This window comes from Kineococcus xinjiangensis (assembly GCF_002934625.1).
Classification (GTDB): Bacteria; Actinomycetota; Actinomycetes; order Actinomycetales; family Kineococcaceae; genus Kineococcus_A; species Kineococcus_A xinjiangensis.
Genome location: NZ_PTJD01000002.1, coordinates 245135 through 265013 on the forward strand (window position 1 = coordinate 245135; position 19879 = coordinate 265013).

16 protein-coding genes are annotated in these 19879 nt (G+C 76.0%); 4 read left to right on the forward strand and 12 right to left on the reverse strand.

Annotated elements, in window-relative coordinates:
* Positions 1 to 103 precede the first annotated feature (103 nt).
* Positions 104 to 2224, forward strand: a complete 2121-nt coding sequence (locus CLV92_RS04000; protein WP_104431503.1) for a putative bifunctional diguanylate cyclase/phosphodiesterase — start codon at positions 104 to 106, stop codon at positions 2222 to 2224.
* A 46-nt stretch (positions 2225 to 2270) separates the two neighbouring features.
* Here the strand turns inward: CLV92_RS04000 and CLV92_RS04005 are convergent, their stop codons facing one another.
* The 8 genes from CLV92_RS04005 to CLV92_RS04040 all read right to left on the reverse strand — a co-directional run bounded on the left by CLV92_RS04005 (position 2271) and on the right by CLV92_RS04040 (position 9454).
* Positions 2271 to 3749: an LGFP repeat-containing protein gene (locus tag CLV92_RS04005; protein ID WP_104431504.1), complete on the reverse strand. Its 1479-nt coding sequence runs from the start codon at positions 3747 to 3749 to the stop codon at positions 2271 to 2273.
* Between the two features lie 37 nt (positions 3750 to 3786).
* Positions 3787 to 4254, reverse strand: coding sequence for a hypothetical protein (locus CLV92_RS04010; protein ID WP_104431505.1), 468 nt, complete (start codon positions 4252 to 4254; stop codon positions 3787 to 3789).
* Positions 4255 to 4333: 79 nt separating this feature from the next.
* Positions 4334 to 4945 (reverse strand): urease accessory protein UreH domain-containing protein, encoded by a 612-nt coding sequence (locus CLV92_RS04015; protein WP_104431506.1) that lies wholly within the window; start codon positions 4943 to 4945, stop codon positions 4334 to 4336.
* A gap of 111 nt (positions 4946 to 5056) precedes the next feature.
* Positions 5057 to 5851, reverse strand: a complete 795-nt coding sequence (locus CLV92_RS04020; RefSeq protein WP_104431507.1) for a TlpA family protein disulfide reductase — start codon at positions 5849 to 5851, stop codon at positions 5057 to 5059.
* Between the two features lie 4 nt (positions 5852 to 5855).
* Positions 5856 to 6458, reverse strand: coding sequence for a MauE/DoxX family redox-associated membrane protein (locus CLV92_RS20865; RefSeq protein WP_146099409.1), 603 nt, complete (start codon positions 6456 to 6458; stop codon positions 5856 to 5858).
* A gap of 57 nt (positions 6459 to 6515) precedes the next feature.
* Complete coding sequence (locus CLV92_RS04030) at positions 6516 to 7496, reverse strand: NAD-dependent epimerase/dehydratase family protein (protein ID WP_104431508.1); 981 nt, start codon at positions 7494 to 7496, stop codon at positions 6516 to 6518.
* A 74-nt stretch (positions 7497 to 7570) separates the two neighbouring features.
* Positions 7571 to 8635, reverse strand: a complete 1065-nt coding sequence (locus tag CLV92_RS04035; RefSeq protein ID WP_104431509.1) for a GGDEF domain-containing protein — start codon at positions 8633 to 8635, stop codon at positions 7571 to 7573.
* Positions 8636 to 8734: 99 nt separating this feature from the next.
* A complete protein-coding gene (locus CLV92_RS04040; RefSeq protein ID WP_104431510.1) occupies positions 8735 to 9454 on the reverse strand; it encodes a TetR/AcrR family transcriptional regulator in 720 nt (239 codons plus the stop codon).
* Positions 9455 to 9612: 158 nt separating this feature from the next.
* Here CLV92_RS04040 and CLV92_RS04045 point away from each other — a divergent pair, with 158 nt between their 5' ends.
* Both CLV92_RS04045 and CLV92_RS04050 read left to right on the forward strand, forming a co-directional pair.
* Positions 9613 to 11895, forward strand: coding sequence for an MMPL family transporter (locus CLV92_RS04045; RefSeq protein WP_104431511.1), 2283 nt, complete (start codon positions 9613 to 9615; stop codon positions 11893 to 11895).
* A gap of 163 nt (positions 11896 to 12058) precedes the next feature.
* The gene (locus CLV92_RS04050; protein WP_146099410.1) at positions 12059 to 13411 is read left to right on the forward strand and encodes a GGDEF domain-containing protein; all 1353 of its coding nucleotides are present in this window, start codon (positions 12059 to 12061) and stop codon (positions 13409 to 13411) included.
* A gap of 27 nt (positions 13412 to 13438) precedes the next feature.
* Here CLV92_RS04050 and CLV92_RS21875 read toward each other — a convergent pair whose 3' ends face one another.
* Both CLV92_RS21875 and CLV92_RS04060 read right to left on the reverse strand, forming a co-directional pair.
* Positions 13439 to 15421, reverse strand: coding sequence for an ATP-binding SpoIIE family protein phosphatase (locus tag CLV92_RS21875; protein WP_158257122.1), 1983 nt, complete (start codon positions 15419 to 15421; stop codon positions 13439 to 13441).
* Between the two features lie 74 nt (positions 15422 to 15495).
* Positions 15496 to 16122: a TetR/AcrR family transcriptional regulator gene (locus tag CLV92_RS04060; RefSeq protein WP_211290848.1), complete on the reverse strand. Its 627-nt coding sequence runs from the start codon at positions 16120 to 16122 to the stop codon at positions 15496 to 15498.
* Positions 16123 to 16407: 285 nt separating this feature from the next.
* Here CLV92_RS04060 and CLV92_RS04065 point away from each other — a divergent pair, with 285 nt between their 5' ends.
* Entirely contained in the window at positions 16408 to 17535 is a 1128-nt protein-coding gene (locus CLV92_RS04065) for a fatty acid desaturase family protein (RefSeq protein ID WP_104431515.1), read from the forward strand.
* Positions 17536 to 17609: 74 nt separating this feature from the next.
* On the opposite strand, the gene CLV92_RS04070 is transcribed toward CLV92_RS04065, so the two are convergent.
* Both CLV92_RS04070 and CLV92_RS04075 read right to left on the reverse strand, forming a co-directional pair.
* Positions 17610 to 18284, reverse strand: a complete 675-nt coding sequence (locus CLV92_RS04070) for a response regulator (RefSeq protein ID WP_211290849.1) — start codon at positions 18282 to 18284, stop codon at positions 17610 to 17612.
* 10 nt (positions 18285 to 18294) lie between these two features.
* The gene (locus CLV92_RS04075) at positions 18295 to 19686 is read right to left on the reverse strand and encodes a sensor histidine kinase (RefSeq protein ID WP_104431516.1); all 1392 of its coding nucleotides are present in this window, start codon (positions 19684 to 19686) and stop codon (positions 18295 to 18297) included.
* Positions 19687 to 19879: the final 193 nt, after the last annotated feature.

Sequence of the window (19879 nt, forward strand, 5' to 3'; positions counted from 1 at the left end):
CTGCACCGAGCGCCGCGTGCTGGCACTGTGGACGGGGGCCGCAGCGCAGCGGCCCCCGTCGTGGCGGGGCCGCCACGGGGACCGGTCGAGCGAGGAGCCGGACATGGGGCGGTTCGGGTCGTGGGCGGAGGCCGTCTCCGAGCGCCCCGAGGACGTCCTGCTCGCCGTCGACGCCGACGGGCGCCTCACCCGGCTCAACGGCCCGGCCCGGCGCTGGCTCCCCGGCGCCGCGGAGGGCGAGGCGCTGTGGCCGCTGCTGCGGGCCGCCACCGCCCAGGAGCACGCCGAGGGGCTCCTGCGCCGGGCGCTGTCCCGCGCGGAACCCGTCTCCTTCCCGCTCACGGTGCCCGAGCGGGTGCTGCAGGTCCGGGCGCACCCCTGGGAGGGCGGCCTGCTCGTCCTGGCGTGGGAGGCCGGCACCCCCGAGCGGACGCTGGCGGAGCTGCGCGCCCGGGTGCGCCAGCAGGAGGTCGTCACCGTCCTCGGGCAGCGCGCCCTCGAGGGCCTCGACGTGGAGGAGCTCCTGCCGCTCGTGCTGGAGGCCGTCAGCGCCACCCTGGGCACGCCGCACGTGGCGATCAGCCAGCTCGTCGGGGAGCACGTCGTCACCCGCGCGATGGCGGGTGGGGCGCCCTTCCCGCAGCGTGCCCGCCTGGCGGAGCTGACGGGCACGAGCATGCACCGCGCCCTCACCAGCGGCCGCCCCGTGCACGTCGAGGACTACGACGCGCTGGACCCCGACCCCCGTCCACCCGCGCTGCGCGGCGTGGTGCAGAGCGCGGCCACCGTCCCCGTCGGTCCCGCGGCCCGGCCGTGGGGCGCGCTCCTGGCCGCCCACGGCCGCGGCGGCGCGATCGGCACACAGGAACTGCTCTTCCTCCAGCAGGTCGGCACCATCCTCACCGCGGCCGTGCAGCGCGCCGAGGTCGAGGAGCGGGTGCGGCACATGGCCCTGCACGACGCCCTCACCGGCCTGCCGAACCGGGTGCTGCTCCGCGAGCGCGTCGAGGAGGCGCTGGCCCTGCCGGCCCGTTCCTGCGCGCTGCTCCTGCTCGACCTCGACGGGTTCAAGGACGTCAACGACGCCCTGGGGCACGCCGTGGGCGACCACGTCCTGCAGCAGGTGGCGCGGCGGCTGTCGACGGTGGTGGGTGAGCGGGGCACGCTGGCGCGCCTCGGCGGTGACGAGTTCGCCGTCCTCATCTGCGGTGACGCGGTGCAGGAGCGGGCGGTCGGGCTGGCGCACAGCATCGAGGGGGCCTTCGAGCAGGCCTTCACCGAGGGGCTGCTGGACATCCCCCTCGGGGTCAGCACCGGGATCGCCGTCAGCCCGGTGCACGGGCAGGACGCCTCCTCGCTGCTGCGCCACGCCGACGTCGCCATGTACCGCGCCAAGACCGGCCGGATCGGCCACGCCGTCTACGACGCGGCCCTGGACAGCGCGCAGATGCTGCGGCTGTCGATGATCGGTGAGCTGCGTACGGCCATCAGCGGCGGGCAGCTCCGCCTGCACTACCAGCCGGTGCTCAGCGCGCAGACGGGGCGCCCCCGCCACGTCGAGGCGCTGGTGCGCTGGCAGCACCCCGAGCACGGGCTCGTCCCCCCGGACCGCTTCATCCCGCTGGCCGAGCAGAGCCAGCTGATCGGCTCGCTGACCCTGTGGGTGGTCAACGAGGCCGTGCGGCAGAGCCGGGCGTGGGCGCTCGACGGCGTCGGCGTCGGCCGGATCGCCGTGAACCTGAGCGCGCACTGCTCCCAGGACTCCCGGGCGGACGAGGCGATCCGCCGGCGCCTGGTGCAGCACCGCGACGTGCTCACGGTGGAGATCACCGAGTCGGCGCTGGCGAGCGAGGAGACCCGCGCCACCCTGCGGGAGCTCACCGCCGCGGGGGTGTCCTGCGCGATCGACGACTTCGGCACCGGCTACGCCTCCCTCGCCCACCTGCGCGAGCTGCCCGCGGACCAGCTCAAGATCGACCGCACCTTCGTGCAGCACCTGGACACGCAGCCGCGCGACGAGGCGATCGTGCGCAGCGTCGTCGACCTCGCCCGCGCCCTGGACATGGGCGTCGTCGCCGAGGGCGTCGAGACGCTCGCGACCGCCGACCGGCTGCGGGACATGGGGGTCGGGCTGGCGCAGGGCTACCTGTGGTCCCGCCCGCTCCCCGGCGACGAGCTGGCCGTCTGGTGGGTCCGCCAGGCGGGCGGCGTCCGGCCCGGGTGACGCCGGGCCGGGGTGACGCCGGATCGGGGTCACCCCGGGCCGGGGATCACGTCACGGTGATCGTCACCCGGTCCACGGTGGTGTCGAGGACCGCGTAGCCGCCCTGGAAGTCCTGCCGCACCCGGTCCGGCCCGTCGGGGCGGGCCTCGCTGCGCGGGAACCCCAGGGGGCCGGCCGGTCCCTGCCGCGTCAGCCAGGCCGTGCGGATGGGTCCCGAGACGGGGACCGCCCCGGTCTCCTTCGACCAGTAGACCGACGAGCCGCCGCTGCCGTCGAAGTCGTTGTAGCGGCCCCGCCCGTCGACGGTGGGCAGCTCGTCGGTCGTGGGGTAACCCAGCGGACCGGCCTCCCAGCCGAGGCGCTCCCACGCGTCGCGGATCTCACCCCACACCGCGTGCGCCCCAGTCGTCGGCGACCAGTAGACCGACGCCCCGCCGCTGCCGTCGAAGTGGTTGTAGCGGCCCCGCCCGTCCGGGGTCGACAGCTCGTCGGTCGTGGGGTAACCCAGCGGACCGGCCTCCCAGCCGAGGCGCTCCCACGCGTCGCGGATCTCACCCCACACCGCGTGCGCCCCGGTCGTCGGCGACCAGTAGACCGACGCCCCGCCGCTGCCGTCGAAGTGGTTGTACCGGCCCCGCCCGTCCGGGGTGCGCAGCTCGTCCGTGGTGGGGAACCCGAGGGGGCCGGCCTCCCAGCCCAGCCGCTCCCACGCCTCGCGGATCAGCCCGTGCACCTCGTGGGCGCCGGTGCGGGCGGTCCAGTAGATCGAGCCGCCGTCGAAGTGCTGGAACACCCCGCCCTCGGCGGGCGTCGGCCGCTCCGGCGTCGTCTGCTCACCCAGCACACCGGCGGGACCACCGAGGGAGGTGTGCTTGCTGCCGATGGCCGTGCAGTCCTTCAGCGCAGGGGCGCCGTGGGAGTTGGTGCGCTGGTCCGTCGCCGACGTCGTCGTGCAGTTCCACGACGGGATGCGCCACGGCGGGGTGCACGTGACGACCCGGCACCACACCGGGCCGGTGCAGCGCACGTCCTGGTTGCACTGCCCGTAGCGGAACTCGTTGCAGCACACCTTGCGCTGGTCGCACTGCCCCTTGGGACCGCAGCCGCAGGAGCAGTCCCGGCAACCCTCCCCGCAGTACAGCTTCCGGCCGTCGCAGCCGCAGGAGCAGTAGCTGTGGCAGTCGATGTAGTAGCGCGCGGAGCCGCAGCAGAACCCGGAGCCGTCCGACTTCCACCAGCCGCCCACCAGCGCCCCGGGAGGGCAGCGGTTGACGCCGCCGTTGATGGTGGCGCAGAACACCGTGTAGCCGGAGGTGCAGGTGGAGTCGATGCCGCAGACGGCGGCGTAGGCGGAGACGGGCCGGGTGATGTACGTCCACGGCGCGACGGCCACCGCCGAGCCCACCACCGCGGTGCGGCTGAGGAACCCGCGGCGGCTGGAGCGGCCGGCGAGCAGGCCGGAGAGGCGGTCCACCAGCCGCTCGGAGAGCGAGGCGGCGCGGGGGCGCTCGTCGAGGGTGGTCACGGGGTTCCTCCTGCTCGGGTGGAGTTCCGCGGGACGCTCATCGCGACGCGTCCGCGTCGAGGTCGAGCGTGGCGAGCACGTCGTTGAGGCGGTTGACGAGCGCGGCGCGGCGGGCGTGGCTGCCCAGCACCACGTAGAGGCAGAAGGCGCGGCCGCCCTCCTGGAAGAACCACTGGCAGCCGGACTGCCCGGGGATGCTGCGCTGCAGGCGGTTCGGGGCGAAGTCCGCGACGGTGGGCCGAGGGCGCCCCTTCGTCGCGAACAACGGGGTGCCGACGGCCTCCGGCCCGTACTCGAAGAGGGAGACGAACAGGTCCTCCTCGCTGAGCAGGGGCGTCACGCCACCGCCGAAGTCGCCGCGCTCCTCGGGGAGGGCCACGGTGGCCGCGTGCAGCACGGGCCGCCGCTCGGCCCCCACCTCCTGGCCCTCGCGGCGGCGGCGGGAGATGCGCACCTCCCAGCCGCGGGGTGCGTCGACGGCCATGCCGTGGGCGCGCAGTTTCACGGTGCCCCTCCTTCGATGGTGGAACCGGGTGCGGTGCAGGCGGGTGCGGTGCAGGCGGGTGCGGTGTCCGCCGGTGCGTTCACGACAGGGCTCCGGTCAGGGCGAGCTGGGCGGCGGCGGCCAGCACGAGGACGCCGGAGGTGGTGGCCGCCACCGCGCGGCCGGTCCCGGCGTGCGCCTCCAGCCGCCGGTGCACCGCCACCAGGCGCTCGGGCGTGGTGACCCGGCGCATCGAGAGCACCGGCAGCGCCCGCGCGGCCCCGAACGCCAGCCCGACGACCGCCCCGCCCGCCGGGCCGCCCGTCAGCACGGCGAGGGCCAGGGCGGCGTAGAGCAGCGGCGACGTGACGATCGTGACGACGCCGACGCCGAGCTGGACGCCGTAGCCGAAGCCGTACACCCAGCCCCGGTAGCGGTGCAGCCAATCCTCGTCGACCTGGCGGTGCCACGTGGGCAGCGCCCGCAGCCGGCCCGTCTCCACCGCGAGCGCCACCACCGCCAGCGCCGCGAGGCCCGCCAGCGCCACCACCGCGCCCGCGGGGTGCTCCAGGGGCAGCAGCCAGCCGACGAGGCCGAGCAGGGCACCGAGGGCGGTGCCGCCGAGGGCGGACCCCAGCAGGTGCGCCGCTGCCGTCACGGGCCAGCGGCCGGCGCGTCCCCGCTCACCGAGCGGGGTGATGCTCGAGAGCATCGACTCGCCTCAAGGGGACCAGGTGGCGCGCAGCGCGGCGAGGGCCGCGGTCGGCACACCCGCCACCAGCGCCCACGTCGAGAGGTCCACCGCCGCCGCCGTCCCGCCCGCTCAGCCCTGCGCCCGCGGCAGCTCGGCGACCTCTTCGGCGGTCAGCTCCAGGCTCGGGTGACCGGGTGCGATGCCCGCCGCCAGCAGCTCGCGGTCGGCGCGGGCCTCGCGGTGCGCGCCGTCGCCGGTGTCCTCGCCGTGGCCGTGGCGGTGGGCGGCGATGTCCCGGGCCCGGTCGCCGGTGGCCTCGGTGACGAGGCGCTCCACCTGCTCCCAGCTCGTCGCGCTGCCCTCGCCCGCGACCCGCCCGGCCGTGCCGTCGACGAGCACGAAGTACGGCGAGCCCGGCACCTCGTAGGCCTCCCACACGGCGGTGGACATCACGACGGCCAGGCCGGGGGCGGCGAGCTTCTCCACGGCGGTGGCGCTCTCCCGCTCGGTGCCCTGGGTGACCACCACGAGGCGGGTGCCCGCCGGCAGGCCCAGCGGCGTGCGGTCGCGGAAGCGCTCCCAGATCCCGTGGCAGGTCAGGCAGCCGCTGGAGAGGAACGCCAGCAGCGTGTCCGGCCCGGCGGTGACGGAGAACTGCACGCTGTCGCCGTCGGGGGTCTCCCCGCTGACGTCCACGGCCCCCGCGCCGGTCACCCCGGCCGGCTCCAGGACCCCGGGGCGCACCCCGAAGGGCACGTCCACCGGCCCGGCGGCGCGCGGCGCGGTGTCCTCGCGGCCCGCGCCCAGCTCGTGCAGGGAGCGCAGGATCTCGGCGTGGCTGCGCAGCAGCCCCACGACCAGCACGCCCAGCAGCGCCACCGCCACGGTCAGGCCGACGAGGAGGACGGTCACCAGCACGGTCACGAGCTCACGCTCCAGAGGCGGTCGGGGAGGGCGTACGGGCGGGCGTGCGGGAGGGGACCGCGCGGGCGGCGGCAGGGGCGGCACGGGCCGGAACGGGGGTGCGGGCGGCCACCAGCCGGGGCAGCGCCGTCAGCACCTGCAGCGCGAGCCACCACACGAGCGCGGCGCTGGCCGCGACCGCCACGGCCGCCGCCGGACCGAGGGCCAGCACGGCCGGCACGCCCGCGGCCCCGCCGGCCGCGACCGCCGCGCACACCACCGCCGCGACCGCGGTGAGGACCGCGTGCGCCCAGGTCGGCGGCAGGTCCGGCTCGCCGAAGCAGCCGCAGGAGCTCAGGGGCCGCCCGCGCAGCAGGGCGAGCAGGAGGAACCCCGTGAAGGCGGCGTACGCCAGCGCCGTCAGCCCCGCCGCGGCAGGCAGCCCGGCCAGTGCCGCCACCGCCAGCACGACCTCACCCGCACCCAGCAGCCGCACCAGGAGCACCGACGACGGCAGCCCCTGGGTGCGCAGCGCCTGGGACGTCGACTGCGGGCGGCGCAGCTTCGCCACCCCCGCACCCAGCAGGAGGAGGCACCCCGCCAGGAACGGGACGAGCAGCGCATGCACGCCGACACGTTGGGTGATGACGTGCTGTCAGGTCAAGGCGAGCGCGCGGGCACCCGCTCAGCGCCGCGACAGCAGCTCCTCCTCGATCTTCGCGGGCAGCCCGTGGACGTCCCGGTCGGCGCGCTGCGGCGGGACGCCCTCCCGCCGCATCCAGTCCCAGGTGTCCGCGACCGTCTCCGCCACCGGCCGGCACACCAGCCCCGTGGCCGCCGCCCGCGCGGTGTCCACCGCGAAGAAGCCGGAGAACTCCCCCGCCTCGGGAACCCAGCAGGGCAGGTGCGTCCACGGCTGCGCGCCCGCCGCCTCGAGCTCCGCCTCCGGGATCCACACCAGGTCCGCGTCCGAACCCGTCACCCGCACGCAGGCGCCGAGCAGCTCCCCGGTGGTGGCGTGGCCGGGGCGGGAGGCGACGTCGACGGGTCCCGTCAGCCCCGACCCCAGGCCGGAGAGCATCCAGGCCGCCAGGTCGCGCACGTCGACGAACTGCAGCGGCCGCCCGGGACGGCCGGGGGCGACGATCCGCCCGCCGCGGGCGGTGCGGCGCAGCCACCACGGCAGGCGCCCGATGTCCTCGTGCGGTCCGAGGACGAGCCCCGCCCGGGCCAGCAGCGCCGCCGGGAAGGACTGCAGCACACCGAGCTCCGCGCCGCGCTTGAGCGCCGCGTACTCTCCGTCCACCGCGTCCGGGTCGCCGTCCACGAGCGGGGAGCCCTCGTCGACGTGCTGTCCCCAGGTGTAGACGGAGCCGCTGGAGACGTAGCCGTAGCGCCCCGCGCGGCCGGAGAGCGCGCGCGCCGCGAGGGTCGCCACCGCGGGCGCGCCGGACCAGGTGTCGGCGACGGCGTCCCACTCCCCCGGGCCCAGCGCGGCGGCCAGGACGGCGGGGTCGCCGCGGTCGGCGTGCAGCGTGCGCACCCCCGGCGGCAGGTTCCCGGTGACGCCGCGGTGCAGCGCCGTGACGTCCCAGCCGCGGACCAGCGCCTCCGCCACGAGGGCGCGCCCCACGAAGCGGGTCCCACCCAGCACGAGCAGCCTCATGGCGCGACCCTGCCCGCGGCGGCCGGGAGTGCGACAGGGGGGTTCGCGGCGGGCTGAACGGCTCGGCCGCGGGATCAGCCCGCGCGGGGAGCGGGGACCGCCTCGACCCCGGCCGCCACCTCGACCCGGTTCCGCCCCGCGCGCTTGGCGCGGTAGAGGGCGGCGTCGGCGGCGCTGAGGAGGCCCGAGAGGTCACCGGCCGGGGCGACGGCCGCGCCGACGCTGACGGTGACCGCGGCGGGCCGGTCCCGGAACGCCGCGGCCACCGCCCCGCGCAGCTCCTCCGCGCGCACCCGGACCGTGCCCAGCTCGTCGCCGGGGCGCCCGCGGGCGTCCAGCGGCACCGCGAGGACGAACTCCTCCCCGCCGAGCCGCGCGGGGACCTCCCCGGGGCGGGCGCCGGCCTCGAGGACGGCACCCAGCTCGTGCAGGACCTCGTCGCCGGCGCCGTGGCCGAACGTGTCGTTGATCCGCTTGAAGTGGTCCACGTCGAGCAGGAGGACGCCGACCGGGCCGGCCGCGGCGACGGCCTCGGTGAAGCCCCGGCGGTTGAGCAGTCCGGTGAGGGGGTCCCGCGCGGCCTGCCGGTGCAGGGAGAGCACGGTCTCGTCGACGAGGGTGCGCAGCCAGTGCACGCAGGCTGCGACGAGCGCCAGGACCGTCGTGCTGACGACGAGGCCGAGGACCACGGCGTGCACCGGCTGGGTCAGCAGCAGGTACGCGCCGTAGACGGTCTCCAGCCACAGCAGCTGCCCGACGACCTCGCGCCCCGAGCGCATCAGCCCGACGACGAGCAGCGGGATGACGAGGGCGGCGGAGCCGATGGACAGGTCCCAGCCGTGCTCGGCCGCAGCGGTGCCCAGGACGACGACCGGCGCCGAGGCGGCCGAGCACGCCGCGCGCACCCAGGCGGGTGCGCCGATCGGGATGAGCAGGGCCCAGAGGGCGATGAGCAGGGCGCCGACGCCCGCCACCGCCATCGCGAGCGGGGCCGCGACGAAGGGGATGAGGACGAGCATCAGGACGCCACCGGTGGCCGCCATGGCCGCACCGGCGCGGGAGTCCCACACCTGGCTGACCGGGGAGCCGCGCAGCGGCAGGGCGGCGGCCCTCCCGGCTGCTGCGCGGTCGCGGCTCATCCTCCGGGGATCGACGCGCCAGGCCGGCACCTTGACCCGGACGGGGTGGAGCCGGCGCGGGGAGGCACCCGTCCGGCGCCCGTCCGGCCCCGGAGGGACCTACGGAGCCGGCAGCCCGGCGTTGAGGGCGGCGAGCCGCACCTGGCTGAGGAAGAACGCCTCGCGGGCGGCGGGCTCCATCCAGTCGTAGTGCCCGTACGCCTCCAGGCAGGTGAAGCCGTGCACGGAGTTCCACGCGTGGAGCATCGCCTGGAAGGTCTCGGGAGGCAGCACCCCGCCGAGGTCCTCGCCCTTGGCGACGGCGCACAGCTCCAGCGCCGGGTCGACGTCGCGGAGCGTGGGCGGGGTGAGGATGCCGTGCCGGATGGCCTCGCCGAAGAGGGCGGCGAGCTGGGCCATGGCCCGCTGCGCGGCCTCGGTGGTGGGCCCGTCCTCGGGTGCGGAGTAGCCGGGCAGGGGCAGCCCGAAGATCAGCGCGAACTGCTGCGGCTCGCGCCGGGCCCAGCCGCGGTAGCCCCTGGCCGCCGCGACCCAGCGGGCGGGCAGGTCGTCGGCGGGGACGGAGTCGCGGGCCTGCGCGACGGCACGGGCCAGGTCGTCGAAGGCGTCCGCGATGAGTGCGCTGAGGAGGTCGTCGCGGTCGGCGAAGTACCGGTAGAGGGCCGGCGGGGTCATCTCCATGGCCCGGGCGATGTCGCTGAAGCGGACGTCGACGGTTCCGCTCTCGCGCATGAGGGCGCGGGCGGTGTCCTTGATCTCGGCGATGGTCGCGGCCCGGGCGCGCTCGCGGCGGGGCCCGGTGCGGGCGGCGGTGCTCATGCGACCTCCTCGTCGGGCGGGGTCCGGGTCCTGCGGCGTGACAGAGCTTCACATGCGTGAAGGGTCTTGACAAGTTCGTCCACGCAGTGTTCGTTAAGCCTCGTAACGGCGTGACGACGCTTAACGCTTCTGACGATGACTCACCTGAGGAACGTGCCATGACCGATCTCGCCACCCGCCCCGGCCCCGCTGCCCCGCAGGCCCCGCCCCCACCGCGCCCCGGCCCGCTCGGGCGCCTCGCCCGCCTCGCCCACCGCCGGCGCGGCACCGTCGTCCTCGCCTGGATCGCGGCCCTCGGCCTCGCACTCGGCCTCACCAGCGCCTTCGGAGGGCAGTTCACCGCCGACTACTCCGCACCCGGCTCCGACTCCAGCGCAGCCGCCGACCTGATCGAGGAGCGCTTCCCCGGGCTCGCCGGCACCGAGCTCGGCCTCGTCGTCCACGCCGACTCCGGGATCGCCTCCGTCCGCGACGACGTCGAGGCGCTGCTGCGCGAGGTGGGCGCCGCGCCGCACGTGGCGGGCGTCGAGGACCCCTTCGCCACCCCGGGCGCGATCTCCGCCGACGGCAGGACCCTGCTCGCCACCGTCCGCCTCGACGTCGACGTGCCCGACGACATGCCGGTCGCCGACAGCCTCCACATCGTCGAGCTGACCCGGGCCGCCGAGGCACCGGGGATGCAGGTCGCCGTCGGCGGGGAGCCCGTCTACAACGCCGAGCGCGGCGAGATCGGCTCCGAGGGCATCGGGCTGATCGCCGCCCTCGTCATCCTGCTGCTGATGTTCGGCTCGGTGGTGGCCGCCGGGCTCCCCCTCGTGGTCGCGGTCGCCGGACTGGCGGTGAGCAGCGCCCTCACCAGGGCCCTCATCGCCCTCGTCGACGCCCCCGACTGGTCGACCTCCCTCGCCACCATGATCGGGATCGGGATCGGGATCGACTACGTCCTGCTGATGGTCACCCGGTTCCGGGAGTGGCGCGTCGCCGGGCTCGACCCGGAGGCCGCGACCGTCGCCACCCTCGACACCGCCGGCCGCTCCGTCCTCGTGGCCGGCACGACGGTCGTCGTCAGCATGCTCGGCCTGTTCGGGATGGGCCTGTCCTTCATGCGCGGCGCCGCGCTGGTGACGATCCTCGGCGTGGTCGTCGTCGTGACCGCGAGCCTCACCCTCTTCCCCGCGCTGCTCGGCTACCTCGGCCGCCACGTCGACCGGCTCCGGCTGCCGCTGCGCCGCTCCGCACCCGCTGCGGGGCACCGCGTCGAGGGCCGGCCCGGCCGGGGCTGGCAACGCTGGAGCGCACAGGTCCAGCGCCACCGCGTGCTCGCCACCGTCGCCGGGGTGGGCATCCTGCTGGCCTTCGCCGCGCCCTTCCTCGGCGTGCGGTTCGGCTTCCCCGACGCCGGCAACGGCCAGGAGCACATGTCGACGCGCCAGGCCCACGACCTCGTCGCCGACGGCTTCGGCCCCGGCGCCAACGGGCCCCTGGTCCTGGCCGTGGACCTCGCCGGCGCCGACGGCGAGGCCGCTCTGGCCGCGCTGGGCGGTGCGCTGCCCGACGTCCCCGGCATCGCCGCCGTGACCCCGCCGCGGGTCGACGCCACGGGGCGGGCCGCGCTGCTCACCGTCGTCCCGGAGACCGGCCCGCAGGAGGCCGCCACCGAGGACCTCGTGCACCGCCTCCGGGAGGACCTGCCGCAGACGCTGGCGGGCACGGGCGCCGAGGTCCACGTGGGCGGGGCCACCGCCGCCTCCCTCGACAGCACGGCGAACACGGCGAGCCGCCTGCCGCTGCTCATCGTCAGCGTGGTGGCCCTGTCGATGCTGCTGCTGCTCGTGGCGTTCCGCAGCGTGGCGGTGGCGGTCCAGGCGGCGGTGATGAACCTGCTGTCGGTGGCCGCCTCCTACGGGGTGGTCGCCCTCGTCCTCCAGGGCGGCTGGGCGGGCCGGCTCGTCGGCATCGACACCGAGACGCCGCTGCCGGCGTTCGTGCCCGTCCTGATGTTCGCGGTGCTGTTCGGCCTGTCCATGGACTACGAGGTGTTCCTCGTCAGCCGGATGCGCGAGGGCTGGGTCCGCACCGGGGACAGCGCCCTCGCGGTCACCGAGGGGCTGGCCGCGACCGCCCGGGTCATCACGGCGGCCGCCGCCATCATGATCGCGGTCTTCGCGGCCTTCGTGCCGAGCCCGGACATCGTCCTGAAGGTCATCGGCATCGGCATGGCGGCGGCCATCCTGCTCGACGCCACCGTGGTGCGCCTGCTGCTCCTGCCGGCGGCGATGCACCTGCTCGGGCGCGCCACCTGGTGGATGCCCCGCACCCTGGAGCGGGTCCTGCCGGAACTGGCGGTGGAGGGCCGCCCCACCGACCACCTGCCGGCGCAGGGCGCGGCGGCCGTGCCCGCTCCGCCCGCCGCGGCCGCGCCGGTGCCCGCCCCCCGCTGACCCGCGCCCACCGCACCGGCGGTGCCGGAACCGGTCCCCACCGGCTCCGGCACCGCCACGCCCCGGCAGGAACCGCGTCACCACCGCCGCGGAGGCCTCGCGCGAGAAGCCCCTGCCCGCCTGAGCAGCCCGGTGCCCGCGACCACCCCCGAGGCGCCGCCACATGGTTGAAAGCCGCATGATGTTCCTCGGGCGGCGTGCCCGCCGCGCCGATGCCGGAGGGGACGGGACCGCGCAGGGCGGTGCCGGCGAGCGGTGCGGGGAGGAGCGGGACGTGCGGACCTGGTGGACGTGGCTGCTCGACGTGCAGCACCCCGACCTCGACGTCCGCCGCCGCGGACGGATCCTCGTGCTCCTGTGCGCGGCGACCGTGGCGGTGCTGCCCGCCATCGCACTCACCCTCGCCCTCACCGTGGAGCAGTGGCGCCTGGCGTGGTGCATCCTCGCCGTGCTGGGCGCGACCTATGCCGGCGCGCTCGCCGCCGCCCGGCGCGGCCGGCTGGCGGTGGCCGTCTGCATCCTGCTCGTGATGTTCCTGCTGGCCGTCCTCGCCGGGGCGCTCGCGCAGGGCGAGGCGGCCACCCACCCCCTGTTCATGCCGATGTTCGTGCTCATCGGCGGCCTCGTCCTGCGCCGCCGCGCCCTGCTGCCGGTGCTGGCCGGCGCGGCCGTGGCCACGTGGACGCTGCCGCTGGCCGTCGGCGGGCGCACCGACGGGGTCGACTACCAGGAGCTGGTCACGTTCAGCAGCATCGTCGCCGGCTACGCCGCCCTCATCGCGCTCGTCAACAACTCCGTGATGGCCCGGGCCTTCGCGGAGGCCGACGGGGAGCGGCGTCGGGCGGAGGAGCTGGCCGCGGCGCTGCAGGAGGCCAACACCGACCTGGAAGCACGCGTGGAGGAGCGCACCACCGCCCTGAGCGCCGCCCTGCAACGCTACGAAGCCCTCGCCGAGCAACTCGCGGAACTGTCCACCCAGGACCACCTCACCGGCCTGCACAACCGCCGCCGCCTCGACTCCGAGATCGACCGCCTCCACCGCGAGCACCACGACACCACCCACGACACCACCCACGACGACGACAGCGAGGTCTGCCTGGCCGTGGCCGACCTCGACGACTTCAAACGCATCAACGACACCCACGGCCACCACGTCGGCGACACCGTCCTGCGACGCGTCGCCGAGATCCTGCGCCGCCACGCCACCCCCACCGATATCCCCGCCCGCATGGGCGGGGAGGAGTTCGTCCTCCTCATGCCCGCCACCACCACCACCGAGGCCCGCACCCGCTGCGAACACATCCGCCGCGACGTCGCCGCCCTCGACTTCGACGACACCGTCCCCGGCCTGCGCGTCACCCTCAGCATCGGCCTGGCCACCACCACCACCGCCGCCACCGCCACCTGGCAGCAGCGCGACGACCTCCTCCACCACGCCGACGCCCTCCTCTACGACGCCAAGCGCGCCGGCAAGAACCGCGTCACCACCGCCCACCTGCACACCGTCGCCGGCTGAGCCGGCCGCACCCGGCCGGGTCGGGGGTCAGCCGGAGCGGGGCAGGTCGCCCCGGGCAGCGCCCTCACGCACCACCGCGGGCGCCGGGGGGACCTCCTCGAGCTGCCGCACGGCGAGGTCGACGCAGCGCCGCAGCAGCTCCCCGCCGTCCGGGAACCGCGCAGGGAGCAGGCCGCGGCGCGCGCACAGCAGGTCCGCCTCCAGGACCGCCTCCGCGAAGTCGTCGAGCGCGGCCCGCATCCCGGTCGCCAGCTCCAGCGTCGCGGTGAAGGCGGGCTCGCCGTCGGCGACCGCGGCCGCGGCCTGCGCCCGCACCGCCGCGCGGGGAGCGGCCAGCTCCCCGGCCAGCGCCACCACCCGGCGGGCCAGCTCCACCTCCACCGCCGGGAGGCGCTCCCCGTCCGGGCAGGCCAGCCGGGACATCTGGGCGAGCACGTCCTCCGCGTGCAGCCAGGCGCCGACGACCTGCTCCGTGGGCAGGTCCGGCAGGTACACCCACCGCCACGGGGAGCGGGCCGGGACGGCGGCCGAGGGCACCCGCACCCCGTCACCCCACAGCTGCAGCAGCTCCGCCTCGGACAGCTCCGGCTGGGCGGGCGGCGGGCAGGTCAGCTCGAACCACACCACCTTGCCCCCGGTCCCGGCGGGCGCGGTGCCCCACCGGTGCGCCAGCCGCTGCACGAGCGCCAGCCCGCGCCCGGCACGACCCGGTTCCGGCGATCCGGGTCCGGGCAGCACGCTGGAGGTGTCGTGGACCTCCACCCGCACCCGTCCGGGCGCGATCTCGATCCGCACCGTCGGGGCGCTGTCGGTGTGCAGCACCACGTTGGTGACGAGCTCGGCGGTCAGCAGCTCCGCGTCCTCGGCCAGCTCCGCCAGCCCGCCGCCCCGCAGGACCTCGCCGACGAGGGTGCGCGCCTGCACCGCCGCCCGGCCCTCCCGCGGCAGGGTGATGCCGCCGGGGACCCCCACGACGGCCGGCCGGAGCGCCGGGCGCTCCAGGCCCAGGACCACGAGGTCGTCGCGCAGGTCCGGGCTGAAGGCGCCGAGGGCGTCGAGGATGCGGTCGACGCCCTCGGCGAGGCTGCCGCCGGCGAGGGAGCGGACGTGCTGCTCCAGGGGGAAGAAGCCGCCGTCCGCCCCGCGCGCCTCGATCAGACCGTCGCTGAAGAACATCAGCCGCGACCCCGGCGGGAGGTGGTGCTCCTCGACCTCCGGGTCGGGCGACAGGCCCAGCGGCGGGCTCGGCCGGGTGGCGGCGAGCTCGGCGCACGTGCCGTCGGGTGCGACGAGGAGGGGCGGCACGTGCCCGCAGTTGGCGATCCGCAGCGTCCCGCCCGCCGTCAGCTCGGCGACGACGGCGGTGACGAAGTCCTCGGGTCCGAGGACGCGGGCGGCGCTGCGGTCCGTGCGGGCGACGACGTCGAGGAGGGAGGTGCCGGGGTCCTCCGCCGCCTCCCGGAAGGCCGCGACGGTGCGCGCGGCGGTGCGGACGGCCTCCAGGCCCTTGCCGCGCACGTCGCCGACCACGAGCCGGACCCCGCCGCCCCACTCCACGACCTCGTAGAGGTCCCCGCCGACGCGCGCCTCGGCGGCGGCCGAGCGGTAACGCGCCACGGCGGGGAAGCCCCCGACCTCCCGGGGCAGCTCCCGCAGGATCGCGCCCTGGGCGGCGCGGGCGACCGCCGCGAGGTCGCGCAGGCGGCCCTCCCGGCGCTCGCGCACGACGCTGTTGACGACGGCGAAGGCCAGCACGGGCAGCAGCGACGCCACCCGCACGAGGTCCAGGGCCGGGCTGAAGGTGGCGTCACCGAGGGCCATGGTCAGCGCGACCGCGAGGGCGTAGGCGCCGAGGAGGGCGGTGCGCCGCCACCCGAGGAACATGCTCGCGATCAGCGGCGAGAGGGCGAAGACGGACAGCGACAGGAACCGGGTGTCGGCGAGTCCCTGCGCACCGGCGGCCAGCAGCGGCAGGGCGAGCAGGGCGGTCACCCAGTACCGGGGGCGCACCTCCTCAACGTAGCGCCGACGCAGCGGGAAGGCGTGGCGTCGGTGGGAGCCGGGCCCGGCCTGCTGACGCCGGGTCAGCCGGAGGGCGGGAGGTCCGCCGCCAGGGACACCAGCAGCGCCTCGAGGAGCCGGTCGAGCTGGGCGGCGCCGTCGTAGGCGCTCATCGCGCTCGCCAGGCTGCGCATCCGGGGGAACTCCCCCAGCGGCAGGCGGTGCAGCCCCAGGCGCAGCAGGTCGTCGCGCTCCTCCGGGTAGGCCACCACCCCCTGGAGCTCGTCGAGGACGTGGCCGTGCAGCAGCCCGAAGAAGGAGCGGCAGGCCGCCACCGCGGCGGCATCGTCCAGCCCCGCCCGGTTCGCGAGCTGCAGGAACGCCTCCAGGGGCCGCAGCATCCCGAGGGGGCGCAGGCCGAGGGGGGTGGACAGGGAGCGGGCCAGCAGCAGCGGCACGGCGTTCGGGTGCTCCAGCGCCAGGCCGCGGAACCGGTGCGCCACGCGCCGCAGCTCGTCCTGCCAGGCGGGGGCGTCGGCATCGAGCACGACCTGCTCCAGCAGCAGCTCCACCACGCCGTCGAGCAGGTCGCCCTTGTTCTCCGCGTGCCGGTAGAGGGCCATGGCGCTACGGTCCAGGGCCTGCGCGAGCCTTCGGAGGGACAGGGCTTCCACGCCCTCGACGTCGATGAGCTCGAGCGCCGTGACCATGACGTCTCGACGGGTGAGAGGAGGGCGGCGGGTGCGCCCAGCGTTCCGGCGTCCGGGGTCGCCGTTGGCCGGGGATCGCTCCGCTGCTGCCACGGGGGCTCCTCGGCGTCTGCACGCGGGAACCGGGTGCTCCCGACGTGCGTTCATGTACAGCGTACACATACAGTGCAGATGTACGGCGTTACGACGATGTCCCTCGGAGCACCCAACGGAGCTGCCGCAGGACCTCGGGGTCGCTCCGCCTGCGAGCACGCACGCCGCCCCGCCCGTCCCGAGGAGGACAGCATGACCGCACCCACCGCCTCGCACCCGCCCGCAGGGCCGCCGGCCGACGAGCCCGCGGGCCGGGCCAAGGCGCAACGGCGCAGCACCCCCTACGCGCAGTTGACCGCGCAGGTGCAGGAGGCCGGGCTCATGCAGCGGCGGCGGGGCCACTACTGGGTCCGCATCGCCGCCACGACCGCCGTCCTGGCCGCCAACGTCGCCGGCATCGTGCTCCTCGCCGACTCCTGGCTGGTGCTGCTGCTCGGCATCCCGCTGGCGCTGATCATGACGCAGTTCGCGTTCCTCGGGCACGACGCCGCCCACCGCCAGATCTTCGCCCGCCACAGCAGCAACGAGTGGGCCGCCCGGATCTTCGCGGCCCTCGTCGTCGGCCTCAGCTACGGCTGGTGGATGGGCAAGCACAACCGCCACCACCAGGCGCCCAACCAGCGCGGCATCGACGGCGACATCGAGTCCGACGTCGTCGCGTTCTACGACGAGGCCGCGGAGAGCCGCCGCGGGCTGCTGGCCTGGTTCACCCGCCGCCAGGGCTGGTTCTTCATCCCCCTGCTGCTGGGGGAGGGCCTGAACCTCCACTACGAGAGCACCCGGATCCTGCTCGACCGCGGCAGCATCTCCAAGCGCCGCTGGGTGGACGCCTCCCTCATCGTGGTGCACTGGACGGTCTACCTCACCCTGCTGCTGACCCTGCTCGGCCCGGGTCGCGGCGCTGCCTTCTTCGGCGTCCACATGGCGATGTTCGGCCTCTCCATGGGCGGCACCTTCGCGCCCAACCACACCGGCCTGCCGGTCGTGCCGCGCACCGAGAAGGTCGACTTCATCCGCCGCCAGGTGCTGATGTCGCGCAACATCCGCGGCGGCTGGTTCGTCAACCTCTTCATGGGCGGGCTGAACCACCAGATCGAGCACCACCTCTTCCCGAGCATGCCCCGGCCCAACCTGCGCCGCGCGCGCCCCTACGTGAAGGCGTTCTGCGCCGAGCACGGCATCAAGTACACCGAGACCACCTTCCTCGGCGCCTACCGCGACATCATCCGTTACCTCAACGAGGTCGGCCTGAAGGCGCGCAACCCCTTCCGCTGCCCGCTGGCCGCCCAGCTGCGCGGCGGCGGCGGCCTGCCCTCCTGAGGCACCCGCCCCGAGCACGCGCGCGAGGAGCCCCCACCCGGACCGGGTGGGGGCTCCTCGCGCGTCCGGCCGGCTCAGCCCTCCGCGAGCATCCCCAGCGCCGCCTCACGGCTCGGCGCCTTCAGCTTCTTCACCACGTTCGAGACGTGGACGCGGACCGTGGCGGTGGAGATGAACAGCTGCTCGGCGACGTCCTCGGTGCTCAGCCCCTCCTGCAGCAGGCCCATGATCTCCCACTCGCGGCTGGTCAGCTGGGCACCGCGACGGCGCCTGCCCAGCAGCCCCGCCCGCGGCTGGTTGCGGAACTCGTCGAGGACCCGGGCGACCAGCCCCCGGGGCAGGGCCGCCTCCCCGGCGAGGACGCCCCGCAGCGCCGGCCCGAGCCGGTCGGGGTCCATGTCCTTCAGGAGGAAGCCCTGCACGCCCGCACGCAGGGCGTCGAACAGGTCTGCCTCGTCGCGGGAGTACGTCAGCATCACCACGACCGTCTCCGGCAGGGTGCGCACGATCTGCCCGGCCGCCGCGACGCCACCGCCGGGCATGTGGACGTCGAGGACGCACGCGTCGGGGTGGTGCTCCGCGGCCAGCGCCAGCGCCTCCCGCGCGCTGGCCCCCTCCCCCACGACCTGGAAGCCGTCCGCCTCCAGCGCCGAGCGGATGCCGATGCGCGTGTGCGCGTGGTCGTCCGCGATCACCACGCGCAGCCCCGTGCCCGGCGGGCCACCGCCGTCCACCCCACCACCGCTCACCGGGTCCCCCTCACCACACCACCGTCACCCTCGTCCCCGCTCCGGGCTGCGAGTCGACGCTCAGCCGCCCGGCGATGGCCTCGGCCCGGTCGCGCATGCTCGTCAGGCCGTACCCGCTGCCCGGCCGGCCGCCGTGCTCGAAGCCGCTGCCGTCGTCGGCGACGATCAACTGCCCTGCTTCGAGGCTGACGGTGATCCCGGATGGGTCCGCGTGCCGTGCCGCGTTGGACACGGCCTCCCGGGCGATCCGCACGAGCGCCTCCCGCTGCTCGGCGGGCAGCCGCCCGTCCTCCCAGCGGGCCTGGAAGGTGAGCGGCACGTCGTAGCGGTCCGCGACCTCCCGCACCGCCCTCCCCACCGCCTCGGCGACGGGTTCGTCGACGGGCGCGGCGAGGGCCGCGATCGCGCGCCGCGCCTCGTCCAGCGCCCGCTCCGCGGCCGCGCGGATCTGCACGGCGGTCGCACGGTCCAGCGGCTCCGGCCGCGCCAGCATGCGGATGTAGCCGAGCTCCTGCACGGCGCCGTCGTGCAGGTCGCGCGCCAGTCGCCGTCGCTCCGCCGACGCCGCGGCCTCGGCCTGCGCGCTCCAGTAGTCGCGGACCTCGCGCACGGCACCGACGAGGAGCAGCAGGTAGAAGCCCAGCCGGAGCAGGTCCCCGGTGTAGAGCCACTCGCTGTAGATGGAGGGGAAGAGGAGGTAGTTGACCCGGGCCCATCCGCCCAGCGCGCAGGCCGCCCCGACCCAGCCGAGCAGGTCGTCCCCGCTGCGGTGGGCGCGGACGGTGAACGCGACGGCCGCCCCCGCGTAGCAGACGAAGCTCACCGCCTGCACGGCCAGGACGACCGGGTGGCCCTCGATGACGGGGCGCGCCGACTGCTCCGGCTGCGGCAGCGCGGTCACGGCCACCGGCAGCCACGCCGCGGCGAGCTGCACCGCCACCGCGAGGACGCCGAGGAGGGCGCCCAGCACGAGGGCCTCCCGCAGCGGCCGGACCAGCACCCGCACCCTGTGGTGCGGGACCAGCGCCGCGACCAGGAGCATGACGGCCCCCACGAGGCGGACGAGAAGCGGCGCCCACGTGGTCAGGGCGCTCTGGTCGCCGGAGCCGGCGACGACGGGCACGGCACCGAAGACGAGGGCGGCGACCGCGAGCAGGACCAGGGCCCGCACGAGGAGCAGCTCGTCCAGGGCCCGGCTGCGCCGGAACCGCCCGTAGAGCAGCAGGGCGAGCAGCGCGCCGATGAGGGAGACGGCGGTCTCGAGCACCAGGTGCCCGGCGGGGCTGCGGTAGGCCAGCCGCAGCGAGGGGACGGCGACGACGACCACGGTCAGGATCCCGCCCGCCAGGGTGGCGAGCGCGGTGCGACGCACGATCGGGGAACCCGCCGCCCTCGTCGGCATCCCGCTCCTCACTCGCCGGCCACCCCGGGGCGGCCGCGACGGACTGGTCGCGCTCTCGACGCGTTCAGGAAGATACACGCGCAACCCTCGCACCGGGTCGTGCGCTCGGGGCCGCGCAGGCGGGTCCCCGGAGCCGTTCGCACCACGCGGCGTCACCCGGACGCGCATGCCCCCGACCTGCGTCCGGAGCAGC